This window comes from Candidatus Methylopumilus turicensis, assembly GCF_000953015.1.
In the GTDB taxonomy this organism is placed as follows: Bacteria; Pseudomonadota; Gammaproteobacteria; order Burkholderiales; family Methylophilaceae; genus Methylopumilus_A; species Methylopumilus_A turicensis.
Genome location: NZ_LN794158.1, coordinates 845,231 through 861,739, shown reverse-complemented (window position 1 = coordinate 861,739; position 16,509 = coordinate 845,231). Strand labels below are relative to the sequence as shown.

The following is a 16,509-nucleotide window of genomic DNA, read 5'->3' as shown; positions in this document are numbered from 1 at the left end:
CTAGCTTAATGACTGAGCTTGAAGTTGACTTTGATTCTTGAATGATCATAACTTAGCGCAGTCGAAAATTTGGATGTAATGTAAAAATAGACGCTCTAGTTGCAACTCATTGTTCAGTGGATGATTCGCGCTCTTCTTTGCATTGCTGAGAGTGCTTTGAAATTCTAATAGTCTCGTCAATATCACTTGCTGAGCCAATTTTTTTAAAACACTCTCTTGGTTTTGATGATATCTCACTTTTTGGGTGAAATGATAATGTAGAAGGTCATAACACCATTTTTGTAGGGCATTAACAGCATTTTCTATGCCAAGCGCTAGGCAGATCGAGGTCAATTGAAAAATATCTGCTTTGGCGCCCAAAGATAAAAGCTTTCCTATTTCAATAGATGCAAGCGCAACCTCCTCTGCATCATTAATTGCCATGAGTGGTGAGCCACCTGCATAACTTAGTAGTGCTTCTGGAGCTTCAATTCCATTTTCTCTCATCCATGCAAGCGCCTCTGATGTTGTCGGGACGGGCATGTCAATTTTTTGGCAGCGGCTCATGATGGTTGGTATGATTTTATGAGACTGATGCGCAACGAGGATAAAAACAACATTAGCAGGCGGTTCTTCGAGCATCTTTAATAATGCATTGGCAGCGGCAGAATTCAATCCCTCAGCTGGATGAATCACCACAATTCGCAAGCCGTCACTTTTATGACTAGAGAGGCTTAAAAAATCGCTTAAGCCTCTAATCTGGTCAATCACAATTTGCGTTTTCTTTTTAGTGGTTTTTGTCGAGGACCCTTCCTCCTTCTCCGCATCTTGCTCTGGAGCAATTAAACGAAAATCAGGATGATTGTCTTGAGCGAACCATCCGCAACTTGGACATGTGCCACAGGCTTGATCGTCGGCGTTTGCTTGCGCGCACAATAACGATTGTGAGAGTGATATGGCAAAACCAAGTTTACCAATGCCGCTTTTTCCTCTGAGTAATATTGCATGAGGTAAACGTTTTTTATCGGCAATAATTCGTCGCCAAATTGGCGTTTGCCATGAGAATATTTTGTTTACTATCATAATGTTGAAATGATGTTCTTAACTTCAATCTTAACGTCACTTAAGGCTTGATTGGAATTCACGACACGAAAACGATTGGGATGTTTATTAGCTCTATCGAGATAAGCATTTCGTATTAGGGTGAAAAATTCAGCAGACTCACGTTCGAATTTGTCTGGTGTTCTAGCACTTGCCAATCGGGCAACACTGACCTCAACGGGAACATCAAACAACAAAGTTAAATCGGGTTGCAAGTTTCCTTGAACCCAAGCTTCAAGCGAAATGACTTTTTCAGCTGAAACGCCACGTCCGCCGCTCTGATATGCATAAGTGGCATCAGTAAATCGATCTGAAAGTACCCAAGCACCTCTTGCTAGTGCGGGTTCAATGACATTTGCAATATGTTCTCTTCGCGCTGCAAACATTAATAGCGTTTCAGTTTCAGGATGCATTGCCTCATTAAGCAATAACGCTCTTAATTGCTCTCCAAGTACTGTGCCACCTGGCTCGCGTGTGGAAATAACTTCCACACCTTTCGACTCAATTAACTTGATAATGTCAGGGATGTGGGTACTTTTACCAGCGCCATCCATGCCTTCTAGGGTGATAAATTTACCTCGCATGTTTTCCGCCTAGTTGATACTTAATAACCGCATTGTTGTGTTCGTTTAAACTGGCAGAAAAAGCATGGCTGCCATCGCCTTTGCCTACAAAGTAAAGCGCCTTGGTTTGCGCAGGATGAAGTGCAGCATTGATTGCACCAAGCCCTGGCATGGCAATAGGCGATGGCGGTAAGCCAGAGCGTGTATAGGTGTTGTAAGGTGTGTCATTGAGCAAATCTTGCTTATGTAAATTACCATCAAAACGGGCTCCCAAGCCGTAAATAACAGTTGGGTCAGTTTGCAGTCGCATGCCTATTTTCATACGGTTGATAAACACACCCGCAATTTGAGGGCGTTCCGAAGCTCGCCCTGTTTCTTTTTCAACAATAGAGGCCATGATAAGCGCTTCGTAAGGCGTGCTATAAGGTAAGCCTTTAGATTTAACGTCCCAAGCCGCTTTGAGCTTGCCTTGCATAGCAAGGTAGGATCGTTTCAAGATATCCCTATCACTTGTGTTTGGCGTAAAGAAGTAGGTGTCAGGGAAAAACAAGCCTTCAGGCATGACTTCTGTCGCACCGATATCTTTTAGAATTTGCTCGTCCGTTTCACTCATGGTCATGTGTTTTACTTTATCGGAGGCATTCAGTTCTTCACGCATTTGCGCAAAAGTCCAACCCTCGATAAAAGTGATACTCACCTGCGTGGTTGATCCAGAAGTGATCATATCCAATAGTTCTAGTGGCGTGATGCCACTTTTAACCTCATAGATGCCTGCTTTGACGTTTGATGCAACACCAAGCCCTCTCGCGAGTATTTCGAAGCTCACAGGGTCTTTAATCACCCCCTGCTGAACAAGTTGACGTGTAACGCCTCTGAATCGACTGCCAGCCTCGATATCAAAGCTTTCAGTCTCGCCGCTTAACTGAATTGCCGAGTTGGCAAAATACAGCATCCATACCACTGCTAGTGCTAAGCATAGCAAGCTAAGACGTAATGTTTTGATGATTAATCCCATACTAATTAAGTAGCATTTCACGTAATTGAGCATCCAACTTTTGCTTCGCCCATTGTTGACCATTAAGATTCACCACTTGCCATGCACCGAGCAAACTATTGCAGATGATCATTTCATCTGCTTGCATTAGTTTATCAAGGCTCATTGATTCAACTTTTACGCTAAGATTAAGTTGGGCTGCATTTTTAATGATGAGTGCTCTTGCAGTACCAGCGACCCCGCACTCATCAAGCGATGGTGTAATTAAGTCTTTGCCAAATCTTGCAAAAACATTGCTCATGGTGCACTCAATGACATTGCCATCGGTGTCTAATAACAACCCATCTGCAATCTTGACATCATTCCACTCAGCTCGCGCCAAGACATTCTCTAGTCGGTTAAGGTGTTTTACGCCAGCAAGCTTAGGCTGCAAGCCAAGTTTTAATTGGCAAAGATGCAAACTAACGCCGTGAGTCTGATTGATTGCCGGGTAAGCTGGAATCTGAGATTTGATGACGATTCTATTCGCGCTAATATCGGCAGGATATCCATATCCACGAGCGCTTTCTCCTCTCGTCACAATGATTTTGGCGACGGCATCTAATGGATCGTCAAACAAAGCCTTGATATCTTGAAGTAAAACATCTTCACTTGGGCAAGAAATATTCAGCGCTTGGCAATCTTCAGCCAATTTTTGGTACTGGAGACTCCAGTGATGAGGAAGGCCAGCTTTTACAAGAAGGGTTCGAAAAACACCATCGCCGTATGATAATCCACGGTCTAGAACGGACAGCCCTGAGGAGGTTTGTCCGTTGATTAAATACTGAGCGTTTTTAGTTTCTTGATTCATGCTATTTAGATTGTTCGTCTGTTTAGTACATTCTACGATAAGAACAGCCTAAAGCATGCTTTTGAAATCCCGAAAGATTTGTGTCTTGCTTAAATCTTTCGGAATACGAGTGAACCGTTTGTACCACCAAAACCAAAGTTGTTTTTGAGAGCTACATCAATCTTCATATCACGTGCGGTATTTGCACAGAAATCCAAATCACACTCTGGATCTTGATTGAAAATATTGATCGTTGGAGGTGATATTTGGTTGTAAATAGAAAGTACGGTAAATACTGACTCCAAGCCACCTGCGCCACCTAGTAAATGGCCAGTCATGGACTTGGTTGAATTGACAACAATATTCTTAGCATGGTCCCCAAATGCGGCTTTAATCGCATTGGTTTCGTTTGCATCACCCAGTGGCGTTGATGTGCCATGTGCGTTCACGAATTGAACTTCATCTGGATTCACGCCAGCGTTGTTCATTGCATTACGCATTGAACGGCGCGGGCCATCCATATTAGGTGCGGTCATATGATAAGCATCGGCACTCATGCCATAACCAGTTAGCTCAGCATAAATTTTAGCGCCACGCTTTTTAGCTGATTCGTATTCTTCAAGCACCATGACACCGGCGCCTTCGCCAATTACAAAACCGTCACGGTCTTTGTCCCAAGGCCGACTTGCAGTTGCTGGATCATCATTGCGGCTTGATAAAGCACGCGCTGATGCAAAACCTGCTACAGAGAGCTCTGTAATTGCAGCCTCAGCACCGCCAGCAACCATGACATCAGCGTCGCCGTATTCAATAATACGAGCGGCATCACCGATAGAGTGTGTGCCAGTTGTACAAGCAGTCACTATTGATACATTGGGTCCTTTAAAACCAAACATAATAGATAGATTGCCAGAAATCATATTAATAATCGTGCCAGGAATGAAGAATGGGGACACTTTACGTGGACCACCTTCATCATAAGTGTCATTGGTTTGTTCGATTAAGCCTAAACCACCAATGCCTGATCCGATTGAAACGCCTATACGCTCAGCGTTATCTTCTGTCGCTTCAATACCTGAATCTTTTACTGCTTCAATCGCAGCAGCAAGGCCGTATTGAATAAAAGTATCCATGCGGCGCGCTTCCTTTGCAGGAAGGTATAGCGACACATCGAAATCTTTTACTTCACCCGCGATTTGAGATGAGAAATTGCTAGGATCAAATTTAGTGATTCTAGTAATGCCAGATTTACCAGCAATAACATTAGACCAAGCAGGTTGTACACCAATACCCACTGGTGATACAACCCCTAGACCTGTTACAACGACGCGTCGTTTAGACGCGTTAATTGGCTTGGACAAAGCGACTCCAAGAAATAATGAGAAGTTTAGTTACTTAAGGTTTCAATTACTTAAGGTTAGCTGTGACGTAGTCAATAGCTTGTTGTACTGTTGTAATTTTTTCAGCTTCTTCATCAGGAATTTCGCAGTCAAACTCTTCTTCAAGAGCCATCACTAATTCAACTGTATCCAAAGAGTCAGCGCCTAAATCATCAACGAATGAAGATGCATTTTTTACATCTGCTTCGTTAGCACCAAGTTGTTCGATTACAATTTTTTTAACGCGTTGTTCGATGTCAGACATCTAAATCCCCTTTTATTATTTAAATTTACTACTACTAAACTTACGACATTCTAACAAAAAGCGTGAGGAATTCAAAAAACTAAATTGTTAATGGCATTATGCCATGTACATTCCGCCGTTCACATGCAAGGTTTCGCCTGTGATATAGCCTGCTGATGGCGATGCTAAAAACGCTACAGCCGCCGCAATATCGCTATCTTGACCAAGTTTTGCCAATGGTATGTGCTTCAATAGTGCTTCTTTGTGTTCATCTGGTAATGAGCGTGTCATGTCAGTATCAATAAAGCCTGGTGCAACACAGTTCACTGTAATGTTACGGCTGCCTACTTCGCTCGCTAATGATTTTGTAAAGCCTGACATACCTGCTTTAGCCGCTGCATAGTTGGTTTGACCAGCGTTACCCATGTGACCAACCACCGATGAAATACTAATAATTCGGCCTGTTCGTGCCTTCATCATTGGGCGTAAAACGGCTTTAGACATGCGAAATACAGAACTTAAGTTTGTCGAGATCACTGCATCCCAATCGCTATCTTCCATACGCATTAGCAAGGTGTCTTTAGTGATGCCTGCATTATTAACAAGAATGCTTACGTCACCGAACTGCTCTGCAATCGTCTTTAATGTTGATTGAATCTGCTCATTGTCGTTAACATCTAGCGCTAAGCCGCAACCTTTTATGCCAGCATCTTTCAATGCTGCACTGATAGCATCAGCACCATTTTGGGTGGTTGCTGTTCCAACAACAATCGCGCCCTTTTTACCTAATTCTTGTGCAATTGCGGCACCAATGCCACGGCTAGCGCCTGTGACTAATGCAATTTGACCTTCTAACATATTCATCTCCCTCAATATTTATGCAGAGAATTGCGCTTGGGCATCCGCCAAAGATTCTGCATTAGTTAATGCGACACATGGCAATTCCGTCACAATGCGTTTTGTCAGTCCTGCTAATACTTTACCCGGACCGCACTCCGCAGAGTTTGTGACGCCTTGATTGTAAGCACTTTGTACTGTCTCAACCCATCTTACTGGGCTATACAATTGACGCACTAAAGCATCTTTCATTTGATTAATATCACTATAGGCAAGCACATCAGCATTATGAATCACCGGGATGCTACTTGCAGTCATTTGAACGTTTTGCAGATACACAGCCAAAGCTTCTGCAGCTGGCTTCATCAATGCACAGTGTGATGGAACGCTTACAGGTAGCGCTAATGCGCGTTTTGCACCTTTTGCTTTTGCAAGCTCCATGCCTCGCTCAACAGCTGCCTTATTACCTGCAATCACTACTTGTCCTGGTGAATTTAGGTTAACTGCTTCCAGCACTTCGCCTTGAGCGCCTTCAATACAAACCTCACGCACTATTTCATCATCAAGGCCCAGAATGGCAGCCATTGCACCAACACCTTCAGCAACAGCATTTTGCATCACTTCTGCGCGATAACGAACTAATGGCAAGGCATCGTTGAAGGTTAAAGCGCCTGCGGCGACAAGCGCTGTATATTCGCCCAAGCTATGTCCTGCCATTAGCGTTGGCACTGAAGATGAATGCGCCTGCCAGGCGCGCCATGTGGCAACGCCCGCAGTGAGCATCAATGGTTGAGTATTAGTTGTTTGATTGAGTGCTTCGTTTGGCTCTGTCACCATAGACCAAAAATCCTGACCCAGCAGGTCAGAGGCTTCATCAAATGTTTGGCGAACGACTGCGATGTCAGCCAAGCCTTGCATCATGCCGACGGATTGGGAACCTTGCCCTGGAAAGAAAAAAGCAAATTTCATGTAAACCTCTTAAAACTTCATTAACTCAATATTTCATTAAGACGGAGCCCCAGGTGAAACCACCACCAAAGGCCTCCATTAAAATTGTTTCGCCGCGTTTAATACGTCCATCTCGAACAGCAACATCAAGCGCTAATGGAATTGACGCTGCCGACGTGTTGCCGTGCTTATCAACAGTTGTCACTACCCTATCCATGCTCATCCCAAGCTTTCTAGCAGTTGATTGCAAGATGCGAATGTTCGCTTGGTGAGGTACCAACCAGTCAATATCTGATTTTTCTAAGCCATTTGCTGCAAGCGTGTCGTCAACAATAGCATCCAATGTATTGACAGCCATTTTAAATACAGCGTTACCTTCCATGAGGATGGTCTTACTGCCCTCTTGATTTGATACACCTTGAGGCACCATTAGCATATCTGCGTAATTGCCATTTGCATGTAAGTGAGTAGATAAAATACCTTGTTCATCACTTGCTTGAAGAATCACTGCGCCAGCACCATCACCCCAAAGGATGCAATTGCTTCTGTCTGTCCAATCGGTAATGCGTGACATCGCGTCAGCACCAACTACAAGTGCACATTTTGCTGCGCCAGCTTTAATAAAATTGTCTGCTGTTGCCAATGCGTAAACGAAGCCGCTGCATACCGCTTGTAAGTCAAATGCTGGGCAGTTAACAATGCCTAGCTTTTGTTGTAATAAACAAGCAGTGCTTGGGAATGTGCGATCTGGCGTTGTTGTTGCGAGAACAATCAGGTCAATAGATTGGATGTCGATATTTGAAGCTTCAATCGCTTTTTTAGCTGCCTCTAATGCCATATCACTTGTGTATTGGCCTTCGGCGACGATGTGTCGCTCGCGGATCCCTGTGCGAGTAAAAATCCACTCGTCAGTGGTATCGATTGTTCGCTCAAGTTCTGCGTTGGTAAGTATTCTTTCGGGCAAGTAACTGCCGGTGCCCGCGATACGTGAATGCTTCATGCAAGAACTTTCAAATAAGTTTGATTTTGACAGCGAATGATATTTTTAAACTAGCAAGGTAGCAAGTTTAAGATGCTACTTTCGCTGAGGTTTCGGATTGTGTATGCTCAAGTGCTAATTGCTCTGTAATGTGAGCTAACACACCACTTCTGGCTTCATCAACCGCTTTAATGATAGCGTGTTTAAAAGCAAAGACATCCGCGCCACCATGACTTTTCACAACAATGCCCCGCAGACCTAGGAAGCTTGCCCCGTTATAACATCTTGGATCTAAACGTTTTCTAAAAGCAGATAATACGGGCATTGAGATGAGCGCCATTAACTTGGTAATTGGGCTTCTTTTGAATTCTTCCTTTAAAAAACTCCCCATCAGATTCGCAAGGCCCTCCGATGTTTTTAGCGCAACATTACCAACAAAGCCGTCACAAACAACCAAGTCCGTGGTGCCTTTATATATGTCATCACCTTCAACATTGCCGTAGAAGTTTAGATGGCTAGATTTGAGTAGCTCAGCAGTTTGCTTGACCACTTCATTGCCTTTGATATCTTCGGAACCGATGTTGAGTAAGCCGACCGTTGGATTTGCTTTGTTGCGAACACACGAAACTAATACTGAGCCCATGATGGCAAATTGCAATAAATGTTCAGGTGTGCAATCAGCATTAGCGCCAAGATCAAGCATGTGCGTCATGCCTACTTTACTAGGCAAAACGCCCGCAATAGCTGGACGATCAATACCTGGGAGAGTTTTTAAAACGAATCTAGCTGTTGCCATAAGTGCGCCAGTATTGCCCGCACTTACACAAGCATCTGCATTGCCATCTTTAACCAAATTAATGGCGACCCGCATTGATGAGTCTTTTTTATTTTTGAGTGCGCTTTGAGGTGACTCGTCCATCAGCACAAGTTCGCTTGCATGATGAATGGTCATTCTTGGGTTTGGTTTTGCCTTTTGTGCTCGAAGCTCAGCTTCGATTGCAACAGTAAGTCCAACCAATATGACTTTTAATTCACTGTCTTGCTTTAATAGGGTCAATGCGGCTGGGATTGTGACACGGGGGCCGTGATCGCCACCCATGGCATCAATAGCAACGGTGATATCCATGCTTTTAAATCAACGCTAAAACAAGCGGTGAAATCTTACTAATGAAGACTTCACGCTAGTTTCAATCACTAATTACTCGCCTTTAGCCGGTAATACTTTACGGCCACGGTAGTAACCGCTTGGGCTAATATGGTGACGTAAATGCACCTCACCTGTTGTTGGCTCAATAGCCAATGGTGGGTTTGTTAAAAAGTCATGTGAACGATGCATACCACGTTTAGATGGTGATTTTTTGTTTTGTTGAACAGCCATTTTTTACTCCTAAATATAATCTAACTTTTTACAACTTTAAAATCTCGCAATGCAGCGAAGGGATTAGGAGCCTTAAGCTCATTTACTTCCGCTTTTACTGCGCAATCATTAATTTCGTGTTTTGGTGCATAAGGTAAAGCGAGCAAAATCTCATCTTCTACCAATTGCAGAACATCCATCTCTGCATCAGCAACAATATAATCATGATCCTCAACATCATCCTCTTCAGGTGGCACTTCGGACTCATCTTTAACTAAAATAAACTCAGAGCTAATATTTAAAGCAATCAACATTGGCTCTAAACAACGCTGACAAGGTACAGCCGCATTACCTGTTAGAGTTAAATGCAGTCTCGCTTTTTTATCAGCAGAAACCTCACCAGACAAGCGCCAGTTAAGGCTTTCAGTCTCTGGCGTGAGCAAATCTTTAGCTCGTTGCAAATCTGAGTGCGCGATTGTATCACGAATCTCTAGAGATTTTCTTGCAAATTCAAGGCTATTGATGATGTGCTGTGCAGTCATAAGGCGCGCATGATATAATTAACCTGTGGTTATGTCAAAAAACTAACCGATTTAACCGTTTATTTTTAACATCTTTAAACTCTTAACATTCAGGTTCAGTAGTGATTAAAAAAATTCTTGTCGCTAATCGCGGCGAAATTGCAGTGCGTATCGTTAGAGCTTGTTCGGAAATGGGCATTAAGTCCGTTGCGATATACTCTGACGCAGACCGTCACGCATTACACGTCAAAAAAGCAGATGAAGCCTATAACATTGGTTCAGATCCAGTAGTTGGTTACTTGAACGCTCACAACATTGTTAATTTGGCTGTAGCTTCAGGTTGTGATGCGCTTCATCCAGGTTATGGCTTTTTATCTGAAAATCCAGAATTAGCAGAAATCTGTGCGCGACGCGGTATTAAATTCATTGGACCAGATGCAAGCGTCATTCGTCAGATGGGCGATAAAATTCAAGCGCGTAACGCAATGGTCGCAGCAGGCATTCCTTGCACGCCAGGAAGTGATGGCAACTTAGCGGATCTTGAAGAGGCACGTAATCTCGCTGCCAAGATAGGCTATCCGGTGATGTTGAAAGCAACTAACGGCGGTGGCGGTCGTGGTATTAGACGCTGTAACGACGAAAAAGAATTGCTTGGTAATTATGACCGCGTCATTTCAGAAGCAAGTAAAGCTTTCGGAAAACCTGAAGTTTTCTTAGAAAAATGCGTCGTTAATCCACGACACATTGAAGTACAAATTGTTGGCGACAGCCATGGCAACGTTATTCACTTGTTTGAGCGCGACTGCTCTATCCAACGCCGCAACCAAAAACTCATTGAAATTGCGCCATCACCACAACTAAGTGATGCACAACGTGAATACATTGGAAATTTAGCGGTTAAGGCTGCAAAAGCAGTTGGTTACGAAAACGCAGGTACTGTTGAGTTTTTATTAGACTCGGACAACACGTTCTACTTCATGGAAATGAATACTCGCCTGCAAGTTGAACATACTGTTACCGAAACCATTACCGGTATTGATATCGTACAAGAGCAAATCCGCATTGCTGACGGCCAGGAGCTGCAATACAAACAAGATGAAGTTAAATATCGCGGTTTTGCAATGGAATTTCGCATTAATGCAGAAGACCCTAAGAATGATTTCTTGCCAAGTTTTGGTAAAATTACACGTTACTATGCACCAGGTGGTCCAGGTGTTCGTATGGATGCTGCGATTTACAGCGGATATGTTATTCCGCCCTACTATGACTCAATGTGCGCCAAACTTACCGTTTGGGCATTGGATTGGGACAGTGTGATTGAGCGTGGACGTAGAGCGCTTAACGATATGCTGGTCTATGGTGTTAAAACAACCATTCCATATTATCAAGAGATTTTGAAGCACCCAGATTTTAGAAGCGGCGAATTTGACACTAGCTTTGTAGAATCACACCCTGAGTTAAATAATTACGCTACAGCCTTCCCTCCTGAGTTAATCGCCGCTGCAATTTCAGCTGCGATTGCCGCTCATGAAGGCATTTAATTCATATCAATTAATAATTAAATAAAGTAAGTTAAATATATGGCACAAGTTCATGTTTCTGAATTAGTTTTAAGAGATGGTCATCAATCTCTCATCGCAACACGTCTTCGCACTGATGATATGTTGCCAATTTGCTCAAAATTAGATGCCATTGGTTTCTGGTCTCTTGAGGCATGGGGCGGCGCTACATTCGACACCTGTGTTCGCTATCTAAAAGAAGATCCATGGGAGCGCTTGAAGAAACTTCGTGCTGCCCTGCCTAACAGCCGTATACAGATGTTATTGCGTGGCCAAAACCTTTTGGGCTACCGTCATTACTCTGACGATGTTGTGCGCGCATTCGTTAAGCAATCTGCTGATTTAGGTGTAGATGTTTTTCGTGTATTCGATGCGATGAATGACATTCGCAATTTGCGCGTATCTATTGAAGCCGTCAAAAAACATGGCAAGCATGCTGAAGGAACAATTTCATTTACAACAAGCCCTGTGCACGACATCAACTATTTTGTTGAAATGGCAAAAGAGCTTGAATCTATCGGTTCAGACACAATTGCCATTAAAGACATGGCGGGCTTGCTTACCCCTAAAAGCACAACTGAGCTAGTTAAAGCTATTCGTGCTGCAGTTAAGTTACCTATTCACTTACACAGCCATGCTACATCAGGCTTAGCAAGTATGAATCTGTTAAAGGGTGTTGAGAATGGTGCGACCATTATTGATACCTGTAACTCATCCTTCTCTGAAGGTGCAAGTCATCCAACTACGGAGAGCTTGGTTGCTGCACTACAAGGTACTGAATATGACACAGGTTTAAGTTTGGCTTCGCTACAAGAAGTTACGGCTTATTTCCGTGAGGTTCGCAGAAAATACTGGCAATTTGAAAGTGAATTCACAGGCGTTGATACCCGCGTTTTAGTAAATCAAGTGCCAGGTGGCATGATTTCGAATCTTTCTAATCAACTGAAAGAACAAGGCGCACTCAACCGTATGGATGAAGTGCTTGCTGAAATTCCTCGTGTTCGTGAAGACTTAGGTTTTCCGCCACTTGTTACCCCAACATCACAAATCGTTGGTACACAAGCGGTACTAAACGTCATGACTGGTGCACGCTATAAATCTGTGACTAACGAAGTTAAAAACTACTTCTTAGGACAGTATGGCAAAGCGCCTGCAAAAGTGAATGTTGATATTAGAAATATTGCTGTCGGCTATGATGCAGAGGTTATTGATTGCCGCCCTGCTGATTTGCTTGAAGATGAGATGGAAAGATTGCGTCACGAATCTGAAGCCTGGGCAATGACAGAGGAAGACGTATTAACTTATGCGATGTTTCCTGATCTCGCCAAAACATTTTTACAAGAGCGCAATGCAGGTAGTCTGAAGCCTGAGCAACTACTGACAAAAGAAGCTGTTTCAACCAACGACTCAAGATACGCTCCTAATGAGTTCAAGGTCACCCTGCATGGTGAAACGTTTCATATTAAGTTAACGGGTAGCGGCCACGCAGGTGAAGAACAGCGTCCGTTCTATGTTTCTGTTGATGGCATTGCTGAAGAAGTCATTGTAGAAACCTTAAGTGAGATTGAGGTTGGAGGCAGTAAATCAAGTGGTAAAAAGAAAGCAGCTGCCAAAGTTGGTGCAAGCGGCCGCCCTCGCCCATCACATGAAGGCTGTGTAACGACAGCTATGCCAGGTAGTATCGTAGAGATTAAAGTTAAAGCGGGTGATAAAGTGAATGCAGGCGATGCTGTGCTCGTAATTGAAGCCATGAAAATGGAGAATGAAATTCAAGCATCAGTAACAGGCATTGTCGTTGCTGTGCACGTGAAAAAAGGTGATACCGTTACACCAGATGAGTCACTCCTAGAAATTCAACCTGAGTAATTAATTTCACTCCAGTACTCATTGGAAGCCGGCAGTAAGTTACTGTCGGCTTTTTTATAGGTAACATTCAGCCATATGAAACCAAAACTAATTCTCGCCTCATCATCACCTTATCGCCAAGAGTTACTGGCGAGGCTAGGCTTGCCATTTGATGCAATCTCACCAGCGATTGATGAGTCACCATTAGAGGGCGAGTTGCCACAAGAAACTGCATTAAGGCTCGCGCAGTTAAAAGCAAAAAAAATTGCTGAGTCACACCCTGATGCACTAGTGATTGGTTGCGACCAAGTTGCGACGCTAGATGGCATTCAGCTTGGCAAGCCAATGACGCATGAAAATGCAGTAAAACAGTTGCAGCATCAACGAGGTCGTCACGTCACTTTCCATAGTGCGTTGTGTCTGTTTAATGCGGCAACAAAACATATGCAAACTGAGGTTGTACCCTACGATGTGGAGTTTAGGCAGCTGACCGATGCTCAAATCGAAAATTACTTACGTATTGAAGCACCCTACAATTGTGCTGGCAGTGCAAAATCTGAAGGATTGGGTATTGCGCTTATTGCTTCCATGACAGGCTCTGATCCCAATGCCTTAATTGGATTGCCTCTCATTAAGCTCATTAGCATGCTTCAAAACGAGCAAGTTCACGTCATTTAATCATCACACAAGGTAAATCAAGATGACGCTAGGCACTTTGTACATGGTTCCGGTCACATTGGGTGACGACAACCTCAGTTATGTCATTCCTGCTGAAGTCATGACCTTAGTGCAGGGCTTAGAGTACTTTGTCGTTGAAAATGAAAAAAGTGCGCGTCGATTTTTAGGCTCAGTGAAAACAAACAAACCAGTGCGTGAGCTTAACTTCCAATTACTCAATGAACATAGCACTGAAAAAGACTTGCCTGCACTCATTGCGCCGTTACTTGCAGGGCACAATGTTGGAATGCTTTCAGAGGCTGGCTGCCCAGGCATTGCCGACCCGGGCGCTTTGCTTGCCGCTTTAGCACATAAAAAAAATATTCGCGTCTCACCATTAGTTGGCCCATCATCAATATTGCTGGGATTGATGGCTTCTGGCTTTAATGGACAACAGTTTACCTTTTTAGGTTACTTACCAAGCGATAAAGCTGCTCGCGTGGCAAAACTAAAAGCGCTTGAAAAGCAGTCACAAGGTGCTAATGAAACACAAATTTTCATTGAAACGCCCTACCGTAATCAACACATGCTGGAAGATATTCTGGCAAGTTGTAGTGCCAATACCAAGCTGTGTATAGCGAGAAACGTCAGTTTAGAAACTGAGTTGGTGATCAGTAAAACCATTGCTGAATGGAAAAAAAGTGAGCTGCCGGACCTACATAAGCAACCCACCGTATTTTTATTGCTCGCTTAAACTTTCTTTAAGAAGCACGTCTTTAATACTAAACCCTTAACTTTCTCAACACTACACTCAACCTCTTCAGGATCGTCTGTTAAACGGATATTTTTAGCGACAGAACCGCGCTTTAACGTGACTGATGTGCCTTTTACTTTTAAGTCTTTAATCAACTGCACTGAGTCGCCATCATTCAAGATGTTACCGTTACTATCTTTAGTATCACTCATTTATTTCCCCTTTTTAAGATTCAGTATTTTGTTGACTGGCGCATAGCTTTTTCGATGAATTGTTAACACACCATGCTCTTCAAGCATTTGTAAATGTAGAGGGGTTGGATAGCCTTTGTGTTTTGCAAATCCATAAGCGGGGTAAAGCTTATCAAGGTCATACAAATTTGCATCTCTTGCTGTTTTAGCCAAAATTGAAGAGGCTGAAATACAAGCTTCCTTACTATCGCCTTGAACAATGGCGCGCATTGGAAGAGAGAGCTTAGGACAATGCAAGCCGTCAATGAGGACTTCGTTTGGCACAAGGCTGAGGGCTTCAATAGATCGCTTCATTGCCAATAAACTTGCCTGGAGAATATTGATCTCATCAATTTCTTCCACACTGCTGCTCGCAATCGCCCACGCTAATGCTTTAGATTTGATTTCAATAGCAAGGGCATCACGCTTCTTTTCAGAGAGCTTTTTGGAATCAGCCAATCCCTCGATTGGATTGGCGGGGTCGAGAATCACTGCAGCAGCAAAGACAGCGCCGGCCAAAGGACCTCTGCCGGCTTCATCAACGCCACAAATTAAATGACTTGTCATCAAAGGTAAGCCAATACTGCTTCAGCTGCTTTATCTTCATTATGTTGACTAAGAAGCTTATGCATTTTAGTGAATTCAATATTAATTTCATTGAGCTTCGATTTGTCTTGCACCATATTAAGGATGGTTTGTGATAATTTATCTGGGCTAGCGTCATCTTGAAGCAACTCAGGCACAATAAAACGTCCTGCCAGAATGTTCGGTAAGCCTACGTAAGGTAAATAGTTCAACCGCTTTAGAATCTGCCAACTTAACCATGGCATCCGATAAGTAATTACCATCGGGCGCTTTAATAGTGCCGCTTCTAATGTGGCGGTGCCCGAAGCAACGACCACAAGATCAGCGGCTTGCATGGCCATGTGCGCATGGCCAAACAATATTTTAATGTTGGCTTGCGGTGACGCTGGATTTTCTTTAAAACCATCATAAATAGCTTGTTCAAATATGATTCGCGTTTCTCGCGTAATGAGCGGCACTAAAAATAAGGCATCAGGCTGAGTTTGAATAATGGTTTGGGCTGTCTTTACAAATAGGCTTGCCAGTTGTGTGACTTCACCTACCCTGCTGCCAGGTAACATCGCAATAATCAGTGGATGTTTTGTGAGATTTAAAGCTTCCCTGGCTTCCTGGACATTTGGATTAAGGGGTATCTATCGGCCAAAGGGTGTCCCACATAAGTAGCTTTGACATTCGCAGCCTCATACAAGGCGGGCTCAAATGGGAATAAAGTGAGTATATGATTCACCGCACGTTTTATTTTTCCCATGCGTCCTTTTCGCCAAGCCCAGATCGATGGACTGACGTAATGGATTGTCGTGATGCCATGATCTTTTAATCTTTTTTCTAATGAAAAATTAAAGTCAGGCGCATCAATGCCAATAAAGACTTTTGGCGGATTCTCAATAAAATGATTCCCAAGTTGTTTACGCATGCTAAACAAACTCGGTATTTGTTTTAAAACATCAAAACCATAACCATGGAGGGAGAGTTTTCCCATTGGGTAAAGCGACTTAGCACCTTCGGACATCATTTTAGGCCCAGCAATCCCGACAAACTCAATATCTGGCCTATGTTTTTTAATTGCGCGAATTAAGCGACTCCCAAGCAGGTCGCCAGAAGCCTCACCTGCAACGATACCAATGGTTAGCGCCATCTTAAACGTACCT

General features: G+C 43.4%; 18 protein-coding genes and 1 pseudogene. 4 read left to right on the top strand and 15 right to left on the bottom strand.

Features of this window, described 5'->3' with window-relative positions:
- Positions 1-45: 45 nt before the first annotated feature.
- The 12 genes from holB to BN1209_RS04325 form a co-directional block, all read right to left on the bottom strand.
- Positions 46-1,062, bottom strand: a complete 1,017-nt coding sequence (holB, locus tag BN1209_RS04380; protein ID WP_045751121.1) for a DNA polymerase III subunit delta' — start codon at positions 1,060-1,062, stop codon at positions 46-48.
- A complete protein-coding gene (tmk, locus tag BN1209_RS04375) occupies positions 1,059-1,664 on the bottom strand; it encodes a dTMP kinase (protein ID WP_045751120.1) in 606 nt (201 codons plus the stop codon). Before tmk ends, holB begins: the two co-directional genes overlap by 4 nt.
- A complete protein-coding gene (gene mltG / locus BN1209_RS04370) occupies positions 1,654-2,658 on the bottom strand; it encodes an endolytic transglycosylase MltG (RefSeq protein WP_045751962.1) in 1,005 nt (334 codons plus the stop codon). Before mltG ends, tmk begins: the two co-directional genes overlap by 11 nt.
- A gap of 1 nt (position 2,659) precedes the next feature.
- The gene (gene pabC / locus BN1209_RS04365) at positions 2,660-3,487 is read right to left on the bottom strand and encodes an aminodeoxychorismate lyase (protein WP_045751119.1); all 828 of its coding nucleotides are present in this window, start codon (positions 3,485-3,487) and stop codon (positions 2,660-2,662) included.
- An 89-nt stretch (positions 3,488-3,576) separates the two neighbouring features.
- A complete protein-coding gene (fabF, locus tag BN1209_RS04360; RefSeq protein WP_045751118.1) occupies positions 3,577-4,827 on the bottom strand; it encodes a beta-ketoacyl-ACP synthase II in 1,251 nt (416 codons plus the stop codon).
- 46 nt (positions 4,828-4,873) lie between these two features.
- Positions 4,874-5,110 (bottom strand): acyl carrier protein, encoded by a 237-nt coding sequence (acpP, locus tag BN1209_RS04355; protein WP_045751117.1) that lies wholly within the window; start codon positions 5,108-5,110, stop codon positions 4,874-4,876.
- Between the two features lie 96 nt (positions 5,111-5,206).
- On the bottom strand, positions 5,207-5,947 hold the full coding sequence (gene fabG / locus BN1209_RS04350; protein ID WP_045751116.1) for a 3-oxoacyl-ACP reductase FabG: 741 nt from the start codon (positions 5,945-5,947) through the stop codon (positions 5,207-5,209).
- An 18-nt stretch (positions 5,948-5,965) separates the two neighbouring features.
- A complete protein-coding gene (gene fabD / locus BN1209_RS04345) occupies positions 5,966-6,895 on the bottom strand; it encodes an ACP S-malonyltransferase (protein ID WP_045751115.1) in 930 nt (309 codons plus the stop codon).
- Between the two features lie 25 nt (positions 6,896-6,920).
- On the bottom strand, positions 6,921-7,874 hold the full coding sequence (locus BN1209_RS04340; protein ID WP_045751114.1) for a beta-ketoacyl-ACP synthase III: 954 nt from the start codon (positions 7,872-7,874) through the stop codon (positions 6,921-6,923).
- Positions 7,875-7,941: 67 nt separating this feature from the next.
- The gene (gene plsX / locus BN1209_RS04335) at positions 7,942-8,979 is read right to left on the bottom strand and encodes a phosphate acyltransferase PlsX (RefSeq protein WP_045751113.1); all 1,038 of its coding nucleotides are present in this window, start codon (positions 8,977-8,979) and stop codon (positions 7,942-7,944) included.
- Positions 8,980-9,051: 72 nt separating this feature from the next.
- On the bottom strand, positions 9,052-9,231 hold the full coding sequence (rpmF, locus tag BN1209_RS04330; protein WP_045751112.1) for a 50S ribosomal protein L32: 180 nt from the start codon (positions 9,229-9,231) through the stop codon (positions 9,052-9,054).
- 20 nt (positions 9,232-9,251) lie between these two features.
- Positions 9,252-9,752: a YceD family protein gene (locus BN1209_RS04325; RefSeq protein WP_045751111.1), complete on the bottom strand. Its 501-nt coding sequence runs from the start codon at positions 9,750-9,752 to the stop codon at positions 9,252-9,254.
- A 101-nt stretch (positions 9,753-9,853) separates the two neighbouring features.
- Between BN1209_RS04325 and BN1209_RS04320 the strand changes: the two genes are divergently transcribed.
- The 4 genes from BN1209_RS04320 (at position 9,854) to BN1209_RS04305 (ending at position 14,546) form a co-directional block, all read left to right on the top strand.
- Positions 9,854-11,272 carry an acetyl-CoA carboxylase biotin carboxylase subunit gene (locus BN1209_RS04320; RefSeq protein ID WP_045751110.1) on the top strand — a complete coding sequence of 473 codons (1,419 nt, stop codon included), beginning with the start codon at positions 9,854-9,856 and terminating at the stop codon, positions 11,270-11,272.
- A gap of 39 nt (positions 11,273-11,311) precedes the next feature.
- Positions 11,312-13,156 carry a sodium-extruding oxaloacetate decarboxylase subunit alpha gene (oadA, locus tag BN1209_RS04315; RefSeq protein ID WP_045751109.1) on the top strand — a complete coding sequence of 615 codons (1,845 nt, stop codon included), beginning with the start codon at positions 11,312-11,314 and terminating at the stop codon, positions 13,154-13,156.
- Positions 13,157-13,231: 75 nt separating this feature from the next.
- The gene (locus BN1209_RS04310; protein ID WP_045751108.1) at positions 13,232-13,813 is read left to right on the top strand and encodes a Maf family nucleotide pyrophosphatase; all 582 of its coding nucleotides are present in this window, start codon (positions 13,232-13,234) and stop codon (positions 13,811-13,813) included.
- A gap of 22 nt (positions 13,814-13,835) precedes the next feature.
- Positions 13,836-14,546, top strand: coding sequence for an SAM-dependent methyltransferase (locus BN1209_RS04305; protein WP_045751107.1), 711 nt, complete (start codon positions 13,836-13,838; stop codon positions 14,544-14,546).
- On the opposite strand, the gene BN1209_RS04300 is transcribed toward BN1209_RS04305, so the two are convergent.
- The 3 genes and pseudogenes from BN1209_RS04300 to lpxB all read right to left on the bottom strand — a co-directional run bounded on the left by BN1209_RS04300 (position 14,543) and on the right by lpxB (position 16,496).
- Positions 14,543-14,758: an alkylphosphonate utilization protein gene (locus BN1209_RS04300; protein WP_045751106.1), complete on the bottom strand. Its 216-nt coding sequence runs from the start codon at positions 14,756-14,758 to the stop codon at positions 14,543-14,545. The genes BN1209_RS04305 and BN1209_RS04300 overlap by 4 nt on opposite strands.
- Positions 14,759-15,343: a ribonuclease HII gene (gene rnhB / locus BN1209_RS04295; protein WP_045751105.1), complete on the bottom strand. Its 585-nt coding sequence runs from the start codon at positions 15,341-15,343 to the stop codon at positions 14,759-14,761.
- Positions 15,343-16,496: pseudogene (gene lpxB, locus BN1209_RS04290) on the bottom strand (lipid-A-disaccharide synthase). The gene rnhB and the pseudogene lpxB overlap by 1 nt, the downstream one beginning before the upstream one ends.
- Positions 16,497-16,509: the final 13 nt, after the last annotated feature.